The organism is Niallia oryzisoli, from assembly GCF_043641075.1.
Taxonomy (GTDB): Bacteria; Bacillota; Bacilli; order Bacillales; family Cytobacillaceae; genus Bacillus_BD; species Bacillus_BD oryzisoli_A.
Window position 1 is genome coordinate 117,417 of sequence record NZ_JBHZRC010000009.1, and the last position, 22,988, is coordinate 140,404.

The 22,988-nt window shown below is 33.6% G+C and carries 14 protein-coding genes, 1 pseudogene and 1 riboswitch; of the genes and pseudogenes, 13 read left to right on the forward strand and 2 right to left on the reverse strand.

The window, feature by feature from the left end:
• Positions 1-2 precede the first annotated feature (2 nt).
• Positions 3-242 (reverse strand): hypothetical protein, encoded by a 240-nt coding sequence (locus ACHUFV_RS20795; RefSeq protein WP_394237482.1) that lies wholly within the window; start codon positions 240-242, stop codon positions 3-5.
• 1,389 nt (positions 243-1,631) lie between these two features.
• Between ACHUFV_RS20795 and ACHUFV_RS20800 the strand changes: the two genes are divergently transcribed.
• Positions 1,632-3,914, forward strand: coding sequence for a nitric-oxide reductase large subunit (locus ACHUFV_RS20800; RefSeq protein WP_394237484.1), 2,283 nt, complete (start codon positions 1,632-1,634; stop codon positions 3,912-3,914).
• A gap of 524 nt (positions 3,915-4,438) precedes the next feature.
• Here the strand turns inward: ACHUFV_RS20800 and ACHUFV_RS20805 are convergent.
• On the reverse strand, positions 4,439-5,983 hold the full coding sequence (locus tag ACHUFV_RS20805; protein ID WP_394237486.1) for a primase C-terminal domain-containing protein: 1,545 nt from the start codon (positions 5,981-5,983) through the stop codon (positions 4,439-4,441).
• A gap of 1,213 nt (positions 5,984-7,196) precedes the next feature.
• On the opposite strand from ACHUFV_RS20805, the gene ACHUFV_RS20810 reads away from it, so the two are divergent.
• From ACHUFV_RS20810 to ACHUFV_RS20865, 12 genes and pseudogenes are all read left to right on the forward strand, one after another.
• Complete coding sequence (locus ACHUFV_RS20810) at positions 7,197-7,367, forward strand: ribbon-helix-helix domain-containing protein (protein WP_394237488.1); 171 nt, start codon at positions 7,197-7,199, stop codon at positions 7,365-7,367.
• Between the two features lie 35 nt (positions 7,368-7,402).
• Positions 7,403-9,250 (forward strand): helix-turn-helix domain-containing protein, encoded by a 1,848-nt coding sequence (locus ACHUFV_RS20815; protein ID WP_463516457.1) that lies wholly within the window; start codon positions 7,403-7,405, stop codon positions 9,248-9,250.
• A gap of 1,689 nt (positions 9,251-10,939) precedes the next feature.
• Positions 10,940-11,362, forward strand: a complete 423-nt coding sequence (locus ACHUFV_RS20820; RefSeq protein WP_394237490.1) for a hypothetical protein — start codon at positions 10,940-10,942, stop codon at positions 11,360-11,362.
• Positions 11,355-12,818 (forward strand): FtsZ/tubulin family protein, encoded by a 1,464-nt coding sequence (locus ACHUFV_RS20825; protein WP_394237492.1) that lies wholly within the window; start codon positions 11,355-11,357, stop codon positions 12,816-12,818. The genes ACHUFV_RS20820 and ACHUFV_RS20825 overlap by 8 nt, the downstream gene beginning before the upstream one ends.
• Before the next feature lie 630 nt (positions 12,819-13,448).
• The gene (locus ACHUFV_RS20830; RefSeq protein WP_394237494.1) at positions 13,449-14,831 is read left to right on the forward strand and encodes a hypothetical protein; all 1,383 of its coding nucleotides are present in this window, start codon (positions 13,449-13,451) and stop codon (positions 14,829-14,831) included.
• A 964-nt stretch (positions 14,832-15,795) separates the two neighbouring features.
• Entirely contained in the window at positions 15,796-16,245 is a 450-nt protein-coding gene (locus tag ACHUFV_RS20835; RefSeq protein ID WP_394237496.1) for a helix-turn-helix domain-containing protein, read from the forward strand.
• A gap of 238 nt (positions 16,246-16,483) precedes the next feature.
• Positions 16,484-16,978 (forward strand): hypothetical protein, encoded by a 495-nt coding sequence (locus ACHUFV_RS20840; RefSeq protein ID WP_394237498.1) that lies wholly within the window; start codon positions 16,484-16,486, stop codon positions 16,976-16,978.
• An 80-nt stretch (positions 16,979-17,058) separates the two neighbouring features.
• Positions 17,059-17,979, forward strand: a complete 921-nt coding sequence (locus ACHUFV_RS20845) for a hypothetical protein (RefSeq protein ID WP_394237500.1) — start codon at positions 17,059-17,061, stop codon at positions 17,977-17,979.
• Between the two features lie 107 nt (positions 17,980-18,086).
• Complete coding sequence (locus ACHUFV_RS20850; RefSeq protein ID WP_394237502.1) at positions 18,087-20,387, forward strand: FtsK/SpoIIIE domain-containing protein; 2,301 nt, start codon at positions 18,087-18,089, stop codon at positions 20,385-20,387.
• On the forward strand, positions 20,384-20,557 hold the full coding sequence (locus ACHUFV_RS20855) for a hypothetical protein (RefSeq protein WP_394237504.1): 174 nt from the start codon (positions 20,384-20,386) through the stop codon (positions 20,555-20,557). Before ACHUFV_RS20850 ends, ACHUFV_RS20855 begins: the two co-directional genes overlap by 4 nt.
• Before the next feature lie 113 nt (positions 20,558-20,670).
• A pseudogene (locus ACHUFV_RS20860) lies at positions 20,671-21,293 on the forward strand (transposase); the annotation flags it as partial.
• A gap of 93 nt (positions 21,294-21,386) precedes the next feature.
• Positions 21,387-21,577, forward strand: a riboswitch (cobalamin riboswitch).
• Positions 21,578-21,729: 152 nt separating this feature from the next.
• Entirely contained in the window at positions 21,730-22,533 is an 804-nt protein-coding gene (locus ACHUFV_RS20865; protein ID WP_394237506.1) for a HoxN/HupN/NixA family nickel/cobalt transporter, read from the forward strand.
• The last annotated feature ends 455 nt before the right edge of the window (positions 22,534-22,988 follow it).

Consider the following 22,988-nt stretch of genomic DNA (forward strand, 5'->3'; position numbering starts at 1 on the left):
ATTTAAGAATCTTCCTCAGCTTTCCCTAATATCTGCATGCTTTTAAGTAGCTCCAAGATTTCTTCCAATTTTTCATTAGTCTTTTTAATACTTTGCGTTTCATTTTGACGAGTATGGATGCCATCAATAATTAAATCTTTGATAATATGTGATTGATCAGCTACTGGATATTTTTTAAGATATTCTTTTATAAGAGTATCTTGTTTATTAAGTCGAATAGAGTAAACATCTTTTATATACATAATCACCAACCTTTATCAGAAATCTTCTCTACTTTGTTTTCACTTTCATTAAATTTAAAAGGATAGATCTAATCTCTTCGAATTGTTGATATTATGCATATGAATCTTTTTCTCTTAAAACAATTTACAAATAAATGTACAAAAAAATAGAAAGCCAAAAATGACACCCTTATTTCCTCTCTAATCTCTCACTTTAAAAGTTTGAAAATAGATATAGAAATGGTCATTCTGACTTTCTATTGGATTTCTATAAATAAACAAGCCAAATAATGATAATAAACATATTAGACCTGAATTACATTAAATAAACGCACTGATATTATAAAGGTCAAATCTGTTTAGGCCTCTTTATTACTATACGATCTCTAATTTCTAATTAATATATTCTTCACTCTCTTGTCCTAAGTTTTATCTTAAAAAAAGGTTTTAATCAAATTCACAAAAAAGTTTATCTCTTAGCATTAATATTATATATAAACCCAAGAGCATGGTAGATCTTAAAGCTACCATATATGCACTACTATTTTTCATTAAAATGTATACAATATTATTTTATATAATACTATACGACATTCTATTGAAAATATCAATAATTTTTGAAATTTTATAAAACATCGGTATAAAGCCTTTTTTAGACGATTTATATATATAAAAATACAAAAGGTAAGGTCATAAAATGAGTTAAAAAATTGTTATTGGTTGTAAACATTGTGAAGAAAACCTTACCAAAAAAATATGGCGGCAATACAACACAACAAAGAACTTCTACACCAGTTCCCCATTTACACTGCTTACAAGACGAAAATGCACAGATTTTCCGAGCAACAAAAATGGAGAATTAAAAGAAAAACATAAATGATAACGCTTTTCCTGGGAACAGTACCGCTCTCAATGACTTTGCTCTTCCTATATTTCCATGTAAAAATATTCCTATAAGCTATAGAAAGTAGGCTATTCAAATGAAAGCATTCCGTAACTTTTTTACAAAACTAATGGAGGATCGAAAATCTTTAATCAATTTTGGGATTCTTGTTTCTAAAAAGAAATGAAAACCTACGTACCATTGCGTAGTGTTGACTTCTGCTCACTTCAAGGCATCAACCCTCTCAACTTTACAAGGGATTTCGGAGCTCATTCCCTTCAACCATTAGCTAACTGTCTACACTTAAAGATAGCAGTTACTTGCTCCCCTCCAAGACTCGCTACGAGTGAATGACTAATTCTTTCTCGAGGTAATCCCACCCGTTATATGTTACGACCTTGCTCAGCCCTATAAACCGTCCCCCCTTCTAAAAAAACCAGCTTCTGTGTACATAATTTAGACAGCTTTGGTAAACATAGGTAATAATGCCTAACTTACAAAAACATGTATGAAATGAGGTGGAGTGAATGAATTATCGCCGTTTATGGATTACGTTAAGTTTAGTTATCATTATTTCGTTTGCTATTTTAGGATATTACGGCGGTCGTATTTATCAAGTTATGCCTCCTATTCCTGAACTGGTCGTTACAGAGGATGGAACTATCCTCTTTACAGGTCAGGATATAAAGGACGGTCAAAATGTCTGGCAGTCTATTGGAGGTCAAGAGGTTGGAAGTATATGGGGCCATGGAGCATACGTGGCACCTGACTGGAATGCAGATTGGCTCCATCGGGAATCATTGTATATTTTGAATAAATGGGGTAATGCAGAGTTTGGAAATGACTTTGAAGACCTTAACGTAGAACAGCAGGCACAACTCAAAGCACGTTTAAAACAAGAAATTCGAACAAATACATTTGATAAAAAAACAAAAACCCTTGTCATTTCAAATGACCGTGCTGAGGCCTTTCAACATTTGAATAATTATTATACCGGGTTATTTATGGATAACCCAAAATTTTCAGAGCTTCGAGATCATTATGCCATCCCGAAAAATACGGTTAAGGATTCTGAACGGATGAGCGCTATGAATACCTTTTTCTTTTGGAGTACATGGGCAACAGCAACAAACCGTCCAGGTAGCGATATAACCTATACCAATAACTGGCCGAATGAAGACTTAATTGACAATAAACCAACCGGAGAAATGGTGGTTTGGTCCGTTGTCAGCTTTGTGATGCTTCTGTCAGGTGTCGGTGCTTTAGCTTGGTATTTTGCTGCTCAGCGGCATAAAGAGCCGCATATTGAGGAAGTGTATCCGGAAAAAGATCCATTACTGGCTCTTTCACCTACGCCTTCTATGAAAGCTACGCTAAAATATTTCTGGGTTGTCGCCGCTTTATTTGTCGTCCAAATAGCACTTGGCGTCCTTTCTGCCCATTATGCAGTGGAAGGCTCTGGTTTATATGGTATTCCGATTCAAGAATGGATTCCTTATTCAGTGGTTCGAACATGGCACACACAATTAGGTATTTTATGGATTGCAACCGCTTGGCTGGCAACCGGTTTGTTTATGGCTCCTGCGGTTTCTGGACACGAACCAAAGTATCAACGTGCTTTAGTGAACTTCCTATTTGTTTGTCTTTTAATTATTGTAGTTGGCTCCATGGCAGGACAATGGATGGGTGTGTTTCAAAAATTCGATTATGCAACAAACTTTTGGTTCGGACATCAAGGCTATGAATATGTTGATTTAGGTCGTTTCTGGCAGATTTTCTTAACAGTCGGTTTGTTCCTTTGGTTATACTTAATGGGACGAGCTCTATTACCTGCTTTTAAAAAGTCTAAAAAGGATCGTCACCTCTTAATTATGTTTATCATTGCAACAACAGCCATACCATTATTCTATATTCCTGGTTTATTGTGGGGGCAACAAACTCATTTATCAATGGCTGAATATTGGCGCTGGTGGGTTGTGCACCTATGGGTAGAAGGATTTTTTGAAGTATTTGCTACAGTTGTTATGGCCTTTCTTTTTACCAGAATGGGACTTTTACGTACATCTACCGCAACGGCTTCCGTATTATTTTCAACTATCATTTTCTTATTTGGAGGTATTATTGGAACGTTCCATCACTTATACTTCAGCGGGACACCAATGGGAGTTATGGCATTTGGAGCTGTGTTTAGCGCGTTAGAAGTTGTGCCGCTTGTCTTAATTGGATTTGAAGCGTATGAAAATCTTACTCATAGCCGGGTTAAGCCCTGGGTCAAATCCTATAAGTGGCCTATATATTGTTTCGTAGCAGTTGCATTTTGGAATTTAGTGGGAGCCGGGCTCTTCGGGTTTTTTATCAACCCTCCCATTGCACTTTACTATATGCAAGGACTCAATACTACACCTGTACATGGACATACTGCCCTTTTTGGTGTTTATGGAGTACTCGGAATCGGACTTATGCTGTTCTGTTTAAAAGGTTTGACCGGCCAAAAAGTTTGGAAAACCAAAATACTCAGCTTTGCTTTTTGGTGTATTAATATCGGACTTGCTTTAATGATATTATTAAGTCTCCTTCCAGTTGGACTCCTACAAACATGGGCAAGCGTTGAGCATGGTATGTGGTATGCTCGGTCTGCTGAATTTCTGCAGCAGGATACAGTTCAAACCTTTATATGGCTTAGAATGATAGGAGATACAATTTTCGGAATCGGTGCTCTGGCACTTGGCTGGTTTATGTTAGGATTAAAAACAGGCTGGTCCATTAAGGATGAAGCAAATGAGATAAATCAAACAATCGAAAAAAATTAACATTTCATTAAAACGAACAATCATAAAAGTGATTGTTCGTTTTTTATGGACTACATATAAACATAAAACCCTATTTTATAGCAGCCCCCATCCTTTCCATTGTAGAATCAGCTCTTGATATCGCTGATACTTTAACAGATATTTACAGCTTAACTCTTTTCCTGACTTATTTAATCCTTCTATTCCTCAAATTGCATAAATATTAAAAAAATTCGCTGATAGTTCTTGTAATTTTTTTCTATCCTCAAAATCAATATATCCTTAACTCATTAAGTATACGGTGAATATCCTCCAGAAACTCCAAATCCTAACGCTCGCCCGTCTTATTAATCAGTGTGTAATTAACACAATGAACTAACTACACATATTCTTAAAACAACTAAACGAACACCTCTTATGTTTTTATAAATCTAAATAATCCATCCTCCCATATAACTAAATAAAAAGATACAAAACATCAGAATAAGACAGAACACAACCTAAGGAGAATATAGATATGTATTGGCAGACTGGCTTATTAATTTTCAACTAGTCATTCGATATGGTGGGGACGCTCCAGCCCGGTACAATAAATCTACTTCATGAAGTAGTAATTCCGCTTCTAAGAATGGAATCTCTAGTGTACGAAAAGATTCATTTAGCTCTGGTAACAGCTCGTCAAATGTTAATTGTGCTTGTTTAATCTGGTTCTTACGTAAAAGTAGCAACCTTTTAAATAGCATGGATCGACTAGCAACTTTCGTCACGGCTGCTCTCCCTCGACCAACAGTTCGTTTTATTATTTTATTGGAACGTTTTAAAACCTCTTTAAGCGTTGATACAGCCATTCCGAACTTTTCAGCAAGCATACTTAGAGAACCCTCTAAATAGGAATTTTCTTGGTTTGTATGCGCTGACAAATAGACAAGGATATCTTCTTCTCGTTCCTCATAATGAGAGCGTATTCTTTCTGTACGTGGTTTTTTAAATTTATACCAACCTTCTCTTCCTGAAAATTGAGCTTGTCCATCAGTCCAAATTTCTAATAATCCTTCAACATAAGAACGCTTTACTCCCTTATATTTACCGGAATAAGCACTTTTCAATGTTCTCTCAAACTCACTTTTACACAACGGATTAGCTAAATTACTATTGAATTGATCTAACTCATCATAAGCTTCTTCAATAGAGCGTCCACTTGCATAATTAGCAAGAGCCAATGTCATTAACGCATTATTTCGACTAGCACTATGATGACCTCTATCAATGTCTGTAGCACAAATAAGCGCACGATACCAATTTGATGACGTATGTTCGATCACTGCACTATCCTTATTGTAAACAACACGTAGAAAGGTTCTATTTTCTTGTTCTTCATAGTTCTTAGACCAAGACAGAAGCTCCCTAGTATTAGCCGGTTCATCATAAAAATCTAAAACATTATCCTCTCTTGGAATCCGGTAAAACCCGAATGGTGCACAATTTGTATCTACTGGGAGATATGTAGATAGCGCTTTACGAACGTTATCAGATAAACGTTCTGCAACTCTTAGAGACTTATAATCTTGATTTTTATGTATATAAAAAGGTATATCCAGGACAAAGAAAAACTGAAATCCTCTAGGAGTTTCCAACAATAAATTTGGACGAGGCAATCCCAATTCTTCGCAACCCAAATAAAGGCCATAAAGGTCGATTTCTTTTGTGTCAATATCAAATCCAATCACGTTAATCTGCTTTAAATTATCGCGCGTATGTCCTTTTATGATTCTTTTTTGAAAGTTATAGTATGTACCACCTCGAAAAGTATTTGGAGTCCAATGGGATAAAGATTGTCTCTTGTCATGAAGCGTTTCATAGGAGGTAACTACATACCCCTTCCCTTCAACAAGATCATCCTTAGAAGGTGTAACAAATACCACGCCCTTGCGGTATTGATTCTGTTTTTCTTTTGCTTCATATGCTATGAATCTTTCATGTGAGATACGAGATCCCTTTTTCTTGTATAAAAGTAAACTATTATGTGTCATAAACTGCATTATTTCAACTGCCGATACGACATTACGTGTTACATTTTGAACAACTGTCATTATCTAGTTCACCTTCTTTCGTAATAAAACTTCCTTTTTCGACCAATATTCATTAAAGGAAATTATATCGAACTCGATTTTTGCAAATTGATGCTCTTTAAGAGAAAATGCACCAAAAAAAAAAGACCCTTGAGGGCAAGTGCCTCAAGGGTTTGAAAGAAATTATAAAATTTTTTTATTGCACGGTTTAGACGGGAAAATGCACCAAAAAACATAAAAATGCACCAATTTTTCCGTGCTTGTTGATTTTAACCAAACACTCAAAAAGGTTGATTTCACTACACCTCTACGTATTATTTCTACTTTTTTTGAAACACGGTTTGGACGAGATGATTCGGGTAAACGGTGCATTTTTAACAAACTGTTTGGACGAAATGGTATAAAAATATGGTGCATTTTTAACGTTTATTTATTAACCCCCCTTTAAAATGTCGATATACCGGGATTATTCTGACATACGGTTCGGACGAGATTATTATCATAGTCATTTTAAATGATAACAGTAATGGTGCATTTCAGAGGAATTTGGTGCACGGTTTGGACGAATTGATTCAAATTTGGTGCATTTTTATATGAATTATTTTAAATATCATATCAAGCCGTTGATATTCTACGTTTTATTCTGTTACATGATTATATTTACAGCAATCACCTAACATTTTATTCTATGCATACTGGTCGTAAAGTTGGATAGTGGTGCATTTCTAAGAAATTTGGTACACAAGTTGGACGAAAATGTGCAGATTTGGTGCATTTTTTATATTAATTATTTTAAATTCATATCAAAACGTTGATATTTCACGTTTTGATTCTGTCACATGATTATATTTACATCGATCACTTAACATTTCTTTTTCCATACACACTGGGAATAAAGTTGGATAGTGGTGCATTTCTAAGAAATTTGGTACACAAGTTGGACGAAAATGTGCAGATTTGGTGCACTTTTTATATTAATTATTTTAAATTCATATCAAAACGTTGATATTTCACGTTTGATTCTGTCCAAGATTATATTTACAGCCATTTCGAGCGACTAACATTTCCTTTTCCCTATACATAATGGGAATAAAATTGTATAGTGGTGCATTTTAGAGGATTTGGTATACGAGCAGGACGAAACTGTGTAAATTTGTGGTGCATTTTCATTCTTAATAGATTACTATAAACTTATATAAGTTTATGTGCGTACTTTTTCTAGAGGAGTGATATAATGAGTGATTTAAAAACTAGAACAAGAATAGGAAATACATTAGATTCCAAATTACTAGAAAAGTTAAAAGAGCTTTCTACTATTACTCGTATACCTATGTCTCGCTTATTAGATGAAGCAGTAGAAGATTTAATTCAAAAACATAATACTATTACCCCTTCTAGCCATTAAGAAGAGCATAGTCAATAGTTAGAGGAGGGCTCTTTTTGATTATGACCAATTATTCGGAAATTAAAGATCAGTTAATTTTACCGTATCAACTAATAAAAATTTCTATATTTGAAGAAACAAAATATCTTTTTGAAGATCGGCCAAATATTTTAGAAAAATGGTACAAGGAAGCCTATCAAATGACTGAGGATGAAGTAAGAAATCAATATCCTCCTGTCGGTATGAGTCCGAGTTTTAAAGCTTTATATCTTTTTCTTACCGAAGGCTTATATTTTCAAAAGCATATTACAAAAAGCATGATTAAGGAAGCTGTTTTGAAACACTCGGACACCATTTACGCTACCGTATCGAGTTTTTTATATAGTGAATTCCTTGAAGATGTCACTCTCAGTTTGAACGAAAAAACGATTGACCATACCATGGAACAGGATTATCTATATACCAGTATGGATAATGACTACCATATGATACGGAATATTGTAGCTAAAAAGAAAGAATTTAAAGAAAGGGGTGCGGGGCAATTGGCTGCTGATCTAATTGATAACAAAGGCAACTTTAGAGGAATGGCCGAACTCCGCCCCACTCAAACAACGCAGATTGCATTGAAGGAAGATCAAGAAGATCTTTGGATGAGGTTGGTAGATTCAGCTTATAATTCTTTGGATGAATGGACAGCTGATTTATTTGATTTGATTACCTATCTATGGCTAGTAACACCTAAAAACAACGAAGGATATATTGAATTTCATAGTAATGATGCTTTGCGATTAAGGCAAATACAGGACTCTGAGAAAAATGCAAAAGAGTTGGTAATTAGAGAACGGGATCGTTTTAATATCATGAAAAGGGTTGTAGCTTTATCAAGCATGTGGGTGTCATTGAGTGAAGGGAAAGTTATCACTCAAGAGGATAAACAATATGATTTCCAAGATTTTAAGCGAATGTTTGATATTGGAGCTATACGTGTGGCCTATGACAAGAATACAGGTGAAGCACAAGGGGTCTATGCGTTACAAATTAAACCCACAGCCCTACTCACTCCTTTAATTAGTGCCTCAAGTCAAATGATTGGGTTATTACATCTTAAAGTTTTTCAATATAGCCATCAGACACAAAAAGAGCATAAACGGCTGCTACGATACATTGATCGACAATGGAAAATGCGAATTCGACTAAAATCAAAATTGACTCAACCGTTTAAAATATCAACTTTATTAAAAGAAATGGATATACCTGTACGATATAACTGGAGTGACAAAAAGGATAAATTAGAAAATGTATTGGATGACTTTAAAGCTGATGGAGTCATTAAGGATTGGGAGTATAAGGAGTCTTTTGATGAATCTATAGTTGGAAAAAAAGGCTGGTATAAGAGTTGGATCAACTGTAGTATTATTATTTTTCCAACGGATAATTTGGTTGAAGGGTACAAAAGGAATGTGGAGCTATCCTCTCAAGCCACGCTTGATCAAAGCATCTTAGAAAAGATGCACCAAATAATGCCAGAAAGTACCTTTTTGGGAACTAAAGAAAAAAGTAACAATTTAAAGGTAGCTATGATTGAATCAGCTGCAACAATAGAAGCTGATGTGATTGAAAAAACACACAAAAAAAGCATCCTTGAAAAAGATAAAACTACAAAAGTTGTAAAAGTTGAACAACAAATTTTTGACTTTGATGTAAAAGAAGTTAAATTATCGCCTGAGGCCATGGATGAAATGATTAATTATTTAAATATGAGTATTCGTAAGGCAGCTGAAGAAATTGGGATTGCCCATACTACTCTTTCTCGATACCTAAGGAAGGAAAATAAGCGTCAAAACAATAAAAATGATGAAAAAATGCTTAATTGGTTAAAAGGAAAAGCTCTAATTAACACATAAGGATCCCTTCCCTGCTAAACTATATTACACTTATTAGGTTTAGAAGAATCCATAGTGTTTTTCTAACTTTTCCGATATTAAACGATTGTAGCGGGGATAATTTGGGCTTTCTTATTCTCGCTGCTAACATATAATTCAGACATAAGAAATCAAACCCAGTTTGCATATTACTTTCTTTTATGGCTGAAGCCAACTGAAATTCATCCCCCCTACTGCAATAGCAAACCAAATATTTTCTACAACTAACACGCTAATCCTTTCACCAAAATATTGAAGCAGCTTATTGAAAACTGGAGATCTAGAAAGACAAATATAGTTAAATACAATTTCAATGAACATATTCCAAAACTAAAGAAATCTCCAAACAAATGTTTTTTATCATTTAATTTCCTACTGATTAGCCAGCTGATAATAATCCTGTCCTGTTACTACTTTTATCATTTTGAATCATGTTGAATGATGAAAGATGAATCTCAATCGATTGCGTTGAATATCGTTTGAGGTGCAGTAACGCTTGATATAATAGTGTTTTTGTTTTTGTGGTGAACTACTCCCCCTACTCAACACCCTTACGGATCGTTTGAAGTGGGGATTTCTTGTGAACACCAGAATATCCTTCCGTTTTTAACAATAGGTAAGAATTTTGATTGATTGTCATCTTTCCCCTGCTTCACACCTAAAGTGTGACTTTCACCGGATTAGGAGTCCATCTTATTCTTTTAGATTAAATCAACCTAATTTTAAACTGTATGAAATTGGTTTACCTTCATTAAGCGGAATCATCTCCATTCGAACGCTATTTATCGTTCGGAATACTTTCGGAATGGTATTTAACTCAATGCTCAACTAATCATGTTTATAAAGAGGAACTGTTCGGAACATATTCGGAAACTCTTCCTAACATAACATTTTGAATTCTTTTTGTTTCTGTTAAATACAAGAAGTTTTCTACTAGCTTTTTTAATCGTTGCTCTGAATTTATAAGATTTTAATGACTGATATTGTCTAAGCCTTTAACACTTCCTTCTTAATCACCCTTATGAGAAATGTTCCTTCTTAAACCTCACTCAGTTTAATCAAACATGACTATTTGCAAATAAAGTTCGTTTACTCCCGTTAAAAAAAATCATTTGCGTTATGGATTCAATTTCGTAATTGAATGTTGGAATCATCTCAAAAGTTCCGTTACGACTTTGATTTTATTTGAACGAACTTCAACGATAAATGAAAATTCACCTTTGGATATTCCTCATTAGTTTATGATAACTTAATGTAGTGACCTTAAATGGTGACCAAACCAGATATTTTTAAATCCTAATAAGCTATTTAACCTTCTAAAATACTTTTATATAAACTAATTTCAAATGGTGACCATTCATGGTTACCATTTGAAATTAGTTTATATATTACAGCAATTAAATATTAAAATTTATTGCAAAAACTAATTACAACTAAACTATAATAGTTAATTAATATGATTTCCAAAGGAATTGTATAGTTTAATTAGAAAAAACACAAAAAATAAGCCATTAATAAATAATGGTTAACTAATATGGTAACCATTATTAAAACTTATATTATAAAGGTTTATGTATATTTTACATTTAAAGTATGAATAAAATAATTGAAATACTTACCAAAATAGCTTACCATTATTGGTAAGCTAACCTAAGAAAAGGAGGGTGTGATGTGAGTTTAGATATAATCCAAGAATATAAGAATGTCCTTTTCCCAAAGGATATAGTAAGCATGTTTGCCGATATCGTAGAACAGGATAAAGTCATGCTAAACGTGTTTTCCTATATAACACAAAAAAGCCAAGGTGAAGGTAAAGATTTTAATGGAGTAACAGTTAATGATATTTCTAAGGAAGTTAAGATTGAACGCCCGGTTAAAATTGTAAAAGGGAAACAAGTTCATTTTGAAAACCAAGTAACATACATACATAGACAGGCAGCTGGAAGAATAGTAGATAAATTATTGACAATGTCATTACTTTCGTGCAAACCCCTTACACCCTATAAATATTATTTTATTACTAAACGAGGCATACAAATAATGCACGAAATTATTGAAAGACAAGGAAAATTAGGAGATGAAAAAAATGGCTAAAAGTTTTATCAAAAATAAACCAGCTATTGATATGACAGTTGTTGGATTTGGCCAGGCCGGTTCTAGAATTGCTGATAATTTCGCTGCTTATAAAGATGAAGCAGGAAATGGTGTTTATAACTGTTTAGCGTTAAATAGTAATGATGGAGATTTAAAAGGATTAAAATATATTCCTGTAGACAATCGTGTGTCATTAAATTTAGGCGGATTAGGAAAAAATCCGCAAAAAGCCATAAAAATTCTTGAAGAAAACGAAGAAGTTAATGATAAGTTAAAAAACTTTATCCAAAAAGAGGTTCGTCTTGTAGATGATTTAGTATTATTTTGTGCAGGATTAGGTGGAGGAACTGGTACATCAACTATAATTAAGGCTATTGAAGAGTTTTATGAGTTCAATACCAAGCCTTTGATTAGTGAGGAATTAAAAAAACTCCAAACAGAAATAGCTCCTGAAGAATTCAAAAAAAATTTAAAAACTAAGTATTTAAAAATGGCTGTTCTTAAAGCAAGAGAAAGAAGTGCAAAAATCGGCATAATCGTGACCCTTCCTCTAAGGGCTGATGGTCCTGACGTATTACGTCAAGTCAATGACTTCACTCAACGCATATGGAAATTAGCAAATGATCCAACTAAGGGAGTTGGTTTTGTGATATTTGCCGATAACCAATATTTCTATGATCAATTTAAGCAACTCCCTTCTCATAAGCGGGCCGAAACTGAAAATTATAGAGACTATGCTAACAAAGAAATAAGTGATCTGTTCCACGAATTAAATACTGCAACTACTGGCGGTGGTACAGAGGTAACATTTGACTCTCAAGATTTTAGAAGGATCATATTAGAACAACAAGGTTCATTGGTTATCAATAGACTCTCAAAACCTATGAACGAAATTCAAAATGGTTCAGATGTTAAAAATATGTTCTTAGAATCGATCAAAGGCAGCCTATTACACGAACCTATTGATCTTGCAAACTCTAATAACGGCGAAGTCGAATTAGCTGAAATCTATCATGTTGGATTATTGGCTATATTGGATAAAAAGAATAATTTAGGAAGTTCTTTTATTGATGATGCTAGAGTAGAAATTGCTGAAAACCCCTCCTTCTTTATGAAAGGCTCAATATTTACTGGGTATCTAGAAGGTTTTAACGATTTTTCAACTACTGTATATACATTTTTCAAAACAAAAGGCTTACCTAACAGATTATCTAAGGGATTAGTTAAAGAATATGAGGAATACCAAGAAAGACATAAAACCATTAAGACCAAAGAAACTACTATTGGTACTATAAATGTTGATGAAAATGAAATGGACTTTGATCTTGATTTAGACGGAATTGATTTAAGTGAATTCGGTTTAGATTCTGAAACAGATAATAAGAATCAAGATAATGCAGAAGATGACTTTGATATTAATCTTGATGATCTCGATTTAAGCAAACTAAAGTTTTAAAATAAAAACCCCTAATTTTAGGGGTTTTTATTTTGAGCTCTGATATAAGTGGACATTAATTTATCAAATCCACTATAGAAAGTTCATTCGTTTTCAATCATGTTCGCAGAACAACATTAAAATAACTTATAGCACTGGTATATCAAGCGTTATCAACCCTCAAACGATTCACAGCGCTTTCGTGTACAATCCCCCATTTATCATTCAACATGATTCAGAATGACGAAAGTTCATTAAAACACTTTCATGAACGAAACTATTTTAACACAAAAAACAAAAACACTATAATATCAAGCGTTACACCGTATCAAACGTTGTCCAACGCTATCGTGTAAGATTGATTATTTATCATTCAACATGATTCAGAATGATAAATAATGGAAAATATTGATTTTCAATTAAACAAACATTAATGATTGTTCAGTTATGAAATTGATTTAATCAGTTACGTTAATGATTTATACAGCTGCATATCGTTTGGGTACCATTAGCGGAAACGTTACGAATCGTTCGAAAGGTAATAACGCCTGATATATTAAGCTTTCTCTATTGATTTGCATATTTTTTCAGTGTAAGATTTAAAAAGAGACTGCGGAATTTCACAATAAATTATAGTAGGAGGTGCTGATTTTGGAAGAATTAAATATGAAAGAAATCCTAATAAACGAATTTGAAAATGATCCAATATACAGATTGGCTCTTCTAAATAAACTAGAGGATAGCATCTTTACTGAATCAATTTTAGCATTACATAAAGATACAACTTATAGTACGGTTGAAACCGGTAAAATTATAGATCGTTCAGATTCAACAATCCGAAATCATTTCCGTTCAGAACTAGTGGATTATATCGCTCCTGAAAAGTTCGGCAAATTCTATAGACTTAATTATAAGAGTATTTTTAAGTTACATTTAGTCTTCCTTTTAATAGACCAGGCAGGAAAAACTACTATAGATATTCTTTCTGAATTAGGTATAGAGCCTGGAGTAACGGTTTCAAGTAATTTTAAAAGACTGCCTCCTCGTAACGAAAGAAATGATCTTCAAAGTGAAAATGACGGTCAAGATTATTTTCTAATCGAAACAAAAGTACAGGAGTTTGAACAAAAGCTTGATTTACAAAGGATTATGATAAATATCTTAAAATATGAAAAAGAAATATCTGATTTAGAACGTAAAATCACTCATAATCATTCAAAAATCAATGAAATTCTTATTCTTTCAAGACTGAAGTATGAAAAAGAAATATCTGAAATAGAACAAAAAATCACTCATAATCATTCAAAAATCAATGAAATTCTAATGCGTTCACTAATGGAGTATGAAAAGGAAATATCTGAATTAGAGCAAGAAATAACTAATAATCAGTCTAAAATCAGTGAAGCTCAAGACCAATCAAGAATGAAATTCCTAGAAGAAAAACAATCCTTGCTGATAACTAATTCTTTAAAAAACTCTTTTAAGAAATCTTCATTCTTAGGGTTCTTAAAAAAGAGTGAAGTTGATGTTCATCAACTTGCAAATGATATTAATTCTAATTTAAGAGTAAAATATGATAATGAAGCTCAAGAAAACATAAAAGAATTTAAGTCTATTATTAAAGATTTACAAGGTAAAAAAGTAACGATTGAAGGTAAATTAAAACCAATAAAAAATCAATTACATTCTTTTTCATTATATAGCGATCTATCAGATGAATTTGATGTTAAGGTTCAAGATGAAATTAAAGAGTATATAACTAATATTAAAGAATTAAAAAAAGAGAAAGAAACCATTGAAAGCAAATTGGACGCAATAATAAATCAATTTTATTCTTCATCAATAAACATCGATCTAATCGATGTACTTGATATTAATTTCAAAAAAAATATTAAAGAATTTATAATGAGTATTGAAGAATTAGAAAATAAGAAACAGATTCTTGAAAGCAGCCGGGAAAAAGAAAATAAAAAATTGAACTTATCTCAACTATCTGATAGAAAAATAGAAGTGCTTAGTATTCTAGAAGATTAATGATTGAAAGGGAGTACCCAATATGTTAATCTTCTAGAATTAGAAAACAGAAGCATTATTAAGTAATATAATGGTACTTTAACATCTAGCTATAACTGCAGTTGTATTACTATAATTGAACGGTTGTAAAACCAGTTTATACAACAGTATAGACTGGTTTTACATTTACTTTTATTAATTCCGTTTGTGTAATTTTAAAAACAAGTAACACAATTTAAAGTTAGGGCAGCTTCAGTAAAATTCAAAAATTAAAGAAAAACTGCTAGTAAACATTACCATTATCACGAGCCACTTATGCCATCTTTTTAAGCCACATCTTACGCTGACGTTTGTAAAAATAGAATGTTGTTCTCCTTCTCCAAGAATCGAGCCAGCGTAGTTTCCGTATTCGAAAAACATACCGCCATAAGCAGGATTTTTAAGCGCCAAATACAAAATACTATCCATCAGAAAAAAACTAACAGCAGCAAGTCAATAAAGTATATATCACACTCAACTCCTTGAGAACGAGTATAATCGTAAAATTTGAGAACCTCATGAATAGCTTTCCAAATAAATCTGTCAAAAAAAAGAGTGGTTAATCAATAATGCCCAAGTTATATAGAGGGGAGAGCTACAACAAGAGGTACAAAAGTGTAAAAATCACAATTATGTCACATTAAGGGATGTTTTTGAAAGACGAAAGACATTGCAAGTCACTATATTAGCAAGAGAATTGCGAATGTCTTCATATTAGGTATTCCGCTTTTTCCGAGTTCTATTTACCGATATAAAAATCTATTCTTTTATGGAAGATGGTTTTTACCCATTGAATTTAGGAAAGAACAATTACAAATTATCTCCACGACCAGAAGAACCTTTAATGTGATCTCCACGATCTCTTTTTTGAACAATCATACTTTACACCCCTAAATAAAGAATTCATTTATTACTTAAAGTTTGTCCAAACTAGGAGGGAATATACTTGATAACTGATCGAGATTCAAGAATACCTATAACGATTTATTTAAAACCTTCAACGGTAGAACAACTGAAAAAAATCAGTCATTATCTTGCAGTTAGAGAACAACAGGAAGTTCCTCTTGAAAGAATAATTAGAGCTGCCATTGCTGACTATATGGATATAATGGCGCCACTTTCTGACGCTGATACTACTGCTCTTAAAAGCATACTTTTTGAGCCTAATAATGAAAAACCTTATGCCATTAAAAATCGATTCAAAGAAATCATGAAGCAAAAAGGAATTAAGGCTGTTCAAATCCATCGAGATACTGGCATCAGTGAAAGTAATTTATCACAGTTACTAAATAATAAAAATTTAAATATGACCCTAGACTCTTTTCTTCGCATTTGGTTAGCGTTAGATTGTCCGCCGATTGCAGACTGTTTATATAGAGAAAATCTTGAAAAATAATAAGTGACTTATTTCTATCCCTAACACTAGAGATAGGATATTTTTTTGTGCTTTCTTCCATTCAAACAAAGATTTTCTTTTTTTTGAATGGAATAAGACAAGCCAATCCATTCATAAGTTTAGTCAAACGTAATAAAAGGGGGAAATTCAATGGTAGGTTTTGTCGTGATTCAAACAGTTTGCTTCATAACTGCTACTAGTGTATTAGGTTATACCCTTATCAAAAGGGGGGTAACCCATGTTTCGAAAACAAGAAACCTTCACCATTACTGAATTTTTACACCGGACTGAACACAAAGAACAAAAAAGATTAGTGAATAATATAGATTTTTTTCTCCAGTCCCTTCTGAAAGAGGTGAAGACAGCAAAACCCAAACAAAAAAAGAAATACAAAACACTTCTTCTGAAAACTTTATCCGTATCGTTATCGGTTCTCGTATATTCTACACCAGTATTCGCACAAACAGAGCAACCGACCATTCTTCCAGAAGTAGACTCTCTACTGAAAACTATTCAACTAATATGCCTAGGACTAGTCGCAGCTGTAGCGACAATTTGCCTCATGTTAGCAGGCGGGTTGAGGATAGTAGGTATGGGAGAAAAAGCGAAAGCGTGGTCCAAAGAGATAATAAAGGGATTGATCCAAGTAATATCAGCACCAGTTTTAATATGGCTAATAATCACGGTGGCAAAAGGACTACTCAGCCCGCTGCCAGGGTATCAAAATTTCTAGAACATATCCATTTGAATCAGGGGAAGCTTCTTCCATTAGCTGTCCTAATAATTCCTAGTGCCTTTTTAACAGGATGTTCCATGGAAGCATCAGCATCTACTCTTTCAGCTATATCTGATACCTTACAACATGCCGGAAATTGGTTCGAAGCACTAAATGCTGCAGCAAAAGAAGATGTTCTAAATCCTAAGAGTCAAATGAAAGAATTTATGATATGGCTTTACAAGATAATCAGCATGATGATCTATACTCCAATATTCCTTTTTGATAATGAGTTTTTTCGCGATATGATTCGTATTTTTTCCGGTCTATCTATTGCAGTAGTATCTGTTGCAAGTATGTTGGAAGGATTTAAAAAGGTATTAGGGTGGAGTTGTACTCCGTTAAGACAGATTGTTATTCGGCTGCCAATCTTAATAGCTGTTTGCGGATTTGCTCCATTTGGTTTTGTCAAAGCAATCGAAGTAATGAATGGGATTACAAATTTTCTTATTGGAGTGGGCACTAAATATCTCAGCAGCCCAACGTACACTACTAATGGGGAATTTAGTCTTATAAATGATGCATTTGAAGTAATAGGATTTTTCTTATTTATTTTGCTCTATATCGCTCTGCTCATTCCTATGTTGCTGAATCATGGGAGAAGATGGTTTAATATGATCGCTTTAGGAATCTTAACTCCCTTTGCCATGCTAGGATACATCTTTGATTCATTTAAAAATCTACATCATAGTTGGTGGAATTCTTTAAAAGGGCTGTTTTTAGTTCAAATAGTTTATTCGATATATGTTACAATCCTTTCCTTATTGATGTTTGCTGTTCCGTTCCCCACTTCAATAGAAGGCTTCTTTGCAAAATTATTGGTGATTTTGGGTGGACTCTATATGATGGCAATTCCACCTGCATCAATTAAGAAATACTTTGACCATGGACCAACCCCAAAACAATCCTATGCAGTAGTCGCCCAAAAACTGGGGAAACTTGTGTTAAGAAGGGTGTAAACGATGGAAACGATTCTATTGATTAATACAGGTTTTATTATGTTAAACACTGTCACGTTGATTTGGATTTATCTGAAAAATATTACTGCAGATTGAGGCTGGTAATAATGAACATCATTAAGAAGATGGCTGAAATCGGTCCGTTTCGAAAGCCTACCTTTATGTATAGTTATCCATCTTATTTGTCCAGAGAAGATGCTACAAGATGGTTAAAAAAGCTCTTAGATGGATCTGTAGCTGGATTAGAAGTTTTTCTCAATGAAAAGGAAGTAAAAATCCAACTAGTGAATACGATTCCTTCTTTTAGTTCAGCACATGAACAGAAAGAACCATTATTATTAACTGATTCTCCGTTATCCCAAATAACAGATATAGAAAGTTTCGAGTTTTATTTAAAAAAGCCTTCTATCTATTCAATCACTCAAGATAATATGGGAAGTTGGTTAAACTCGGTTGAGTCTATCAATGGAGAAGCTTGGATTCAAGTGTTATTTCAAAAAGAGAGAAATGCTAAATGGAAAGGCCTTTTAAGGCAACAATACGACGATTATTTGAAGGGAATTTCTTATCCAAGTATGCTTGCTCCTGTGCGCTCTTTACAGCTCAAAATAGCCGAAATAAGTCATAACATTACTATTACTATTCCTACTATCCCTTCTTTTGAAGAACGTAAGAATCAGACCGTATACCGCTTTTTAATAAGGGGGTACGTAAGAGGGGAAGAAATAGATAGAAAAATTTTTATTGAGGACTTATTAGAAAGTTTAAATAGACAATGTAAAGAAAATGAGTGGGGAGTTAGCTGTAAAAAAGAGGTAAATAAAGAGCGAATAGAAAAGTGGAGCTCATTAAAAGCACCTTATTTAAGGCATATTCATCCGTTTATTGTTGAAAGTGAGCTAGTTTCTCTATTGCCATGCACATCAAAAATCAAAACAACTCAAGTCATCCAACAAGACAAAAGGGTTACTAACAAAGCGAATATTATACCGATATTTCAATTTCTACCTTTCAATACATTACAACAAGAGCCTCTATTACTGGATCATTTCGAACAAGAGTTAAATGGCTCCTTAGAAAAGCTAGGAGTAATTAAAGAAGAAGGATTAAAAATCATTGGATTCGAACAAGGACCCACATTAATTCGATTAAATATCATGCTGCCAAAAGGGATTCGATTGTCCGATCTTCAAAAAGCGATAATCGATTGGCAAACAGAATTAGGTATTACTGATTTATTAGTGTTACAAGGGAAAGAGAAAGGATCAGGTACGCTTACCCTCCCTCGCAAAAACCGACAAGCGGTATATCTACGGAATTTAGTTGATACAAAGGAATTTAAGGACTTTTCCAAAGATAAAGTTCTGCCATTCGTCGTAGGAGCAACCGAAACGGGAGAACCATATTATGACGATATAACGAGAGTAAAACATTTACTTGTGGCCGGTACAACTGGTTCTGGGAAGAGTATTTGGCTCTTGCAATTTATTTTAACATTATTGATATGGGTTCCACCCGAACAGCTGATGATGTATTTAATAGATCCTAAACGAGTAGAATTCCCAGGGTTTTCGAAATTTAAAAACGTTAAAGTATATACCGAAGTAGAAGAAGCGAAGCAGTTATTAGTAAAACTAATTGATCTAATGGAAAAACGATATGAACTATTTGGGAAGGAGGGAGTTCGAAATATAGCCCAATACAATCGAAAAGTAAAAGATGCTCCTATTCCTTATGTGATAGCAGTTATAGACGAATTTAGCGATTTTTTGATGCAGGATAAGGAAAATGGAACTGTCGAAGATTCCATTATCCGTTTAGCACAAAAAGCACGAGCATGCGGAATTCATTTAATTATAACTACACAACGTCCTAGTGTAGATGTAGTAACAGGCTTAATTAAAGCGAATTTGCCAAGTAGAGTCGTATTTAAATGCAGTGGTCGTAATGATTACAGTACTGTATTAGATCAAAAGCCTTCATTTAATTTATTAGGAAATGGGGATGGTGCTTGTCTTTTAGAGGGAAAAGTTTTAACAAGATTTCAAGGACCTTTAATAGCAGGCACCGAAGAAGAGATGGATTCCATTATCGAGACTTATGGAAAAAGTCAATCGGGTTCAGCTCCACTATTGTTAGATATTCATTCACAATCAAATGAAGTGAATACGTCAGTTCCTCTTGATGAATTAAAACGATATATTGCCTTTACAGGAGAAACAAGAATTACTCACCTTCGTAAACACATGAAAATGAGAATGAATGATGTCAAAGATTTAATGCAGGTATTGGTCGAGGAAGGATGGTTAGAGGCGCCAAAGAATAGGAACTCTGGCTACAAACTAATAATAAGCGACCAAGAGAGAGAATCCTTTTTATCTGCAAATTCGAAGGAGGATGAAAAATGAACTATCAAAGCTTAGAGAGAGTAAAATCGTTGATTGGTGAAGAAAATTATTCTCTATTGCTAAAAAATGGTTTTTTTCCAATAGAGATTGATGCTTTTAAAAAATTGGTAGTCTCTAAATACAAAAATAATCATAACCAATCTTCTAAATGTAATGATTTTATTCACTAAAGACATAGGCTTATAAGGGGTTCAGGTTAATGAAACGACTTTCTCCCGAAGTGAAAAAACGTTATTCTTTTAGAAAGTACTTGAAAAGAATAACGTTTTTTCAGAATTCTTCGATTTCTGAAAAATACCATCTCTTCTCACAAGAATTGTAACAATTTCAATCTCCCAACTCCCTCAAAAAAATTGCTAAACAAGTTGGTTCTGTGTAGCGATTTAGTAAATATCAGACAGAAAAACTCATCGCTCTTTGCGCTTTGCTTAGTCAAAAAGTCGCGAATACATCACTCATGCAACAATGCAGTCGATTAGAGGCATCGACGTGTGTACTAATGAACCCATAGGGACTGAATCAACACTCTTAGATGCACAGGCTGTCGCCTTCCTTCTAAAAGTCTTTATTTCCCCCTAAAAAACAAAACTTGTGCGACACCATCACAATCACTATCTTCACATATGATTTCTGTTTTTGAATGTATTCAGGTTTTGGATGCAACGGCATTTCAACTGCCAGGACTTAACAAGTGATTTTCAAGGTTCTGATAAGAGTAGTAATACAAGTGGTGTGAAGGTTAAACCTGAATAGACTTACTGGGTGTTCAATTTCTCAACGTACGGGTTGGTCCAGAAAAAATAATAATATAAAATACGGTACTGCCTGCCTTGAAACCGTTGCAAAAGGAATTTGTCTTTACGTGATCTCGGCTATTTCGATTTACGTGATTTACAAACTAACCATCATTAATCGAGTAAATTATGGCTATATTATTACTAAACTGGTATATAAGCTAAGATATTTACATTAGAATTAAATTTTGATAAAATTAAATATTAAAAGTATATCAAACTAGGTGCCCTTTCTAATACAAGGGTTAATAGGAAATCGGGTGAAAATCCCGAGCGGTCCCGCCACTGTAATTGAGGAGTTCTCTATCATTTATGTCACTCAACTTTCTAATTGGGGAAGACGATAGAGCGCAATGATTCAAAAGCCAGGAGACCTGCCTAGTTTGTAACACCACAACAGCCTTCGCGGAAAGGAGCGGTGTACGAAGATAAGCGACAATTGTTATCTACCATTTTATTGTCAATTAAACACGTACCCATAAATCCTCGATCTTTAAAGGTTGAGGATTATTTTGTTTTGCTTTGTTTATAAATGGAGGAATTCGTACATGGAATCTATATCACTTATTTTATTTGTTTTTGTGTTAGGACTTAGACATGGATTAGATGCTGATCATCTTGCTTTTATTGATGGACAAACCCGTTATAACTGGCGAATGGGCAGTCCATTCGCACGTTGGGTTGGTACATTATTTTCATTTGGTCACGGAGGAATGGTAGCTGTTATAGCTTGTATTTTAGGAATGGTAATGACAAATTTTTCACTCCCGGCTTATTTTGATAATATTGCATCATGGGTATCTATCATATCTTTATTTCTTATTGGTACGTTAAATACTTATAATTTGTTACGCACTAAAAATAACAACAAAGAGTTTCAACTTAGCGGATTAAAAGGAAAGTTAATTCCAAAGGTTGCTAAAGGGACAACAAACCCCTTTCTAATTATTTTAGTAGGTTCACTGTTTGCTTTAGCTGCTGAGACTGTAAGTCAAACGGCTGTCTGGTCTTTGGCAGCAGGAAATTCAGATAAATATACACCCTTATTGTTGGGACTTGTATTTATGTTAGGTATAATGATTACAGATACAATTGACTCATTGATTGTTTATAAAATGGTAAATGAGTCAAGTAAAATCGGCCAATCTGCATCAAGAATAATGGGTTGGGTGATTGTTGTCTTAGCATACGGAATTTCCTTTTATCTCGTATTTACCTTCTTTAACCCTTGGGCCGAACTCAATTTCGAAATCGTGGGAATCATTCTTTTTATTTTCTTAGTCGCCACTTTTATATTTGTGAGTGCTCGATCTAAGAGAAAAAACGTTGAAATATTAAAAAAAATAATTTAAAAGGCTCTGACATTTTCATATACCTCCCCGTAAGGTAGACAGGTTAAAAAATAAAACTTGTCTATCTTAGGGGATTTTTTGTGTCTAGGAGTTCATTTACCAAAGTTGAAAGAATAGATATTTTAAAATTTCTTAATGAAGATTTTTATTCAATCAATCATCTTGCATCTATGTATAACGTTGATTGGGCAACTATTAGGTCTTGGAAATATAAGTATGAAACTCATGTTGTAGTTGGACTTGAAGAAGTAAAATCGTGAAGATCCTATTCTAAAGAATTAAAAATAGTTGCTGTACATGATTACTATTGATTCTTCTCGAGGAAGTGGATTAGTGAGTATACTAGTCATAAAGATATAAAGGATACGTCGAAGGGAAGGACGAGCTTTGTGACACAAGGAAGAAAATCACTTGGGAAGAACGAATTCAAATCATACTTGATGGCTTGGAGAACG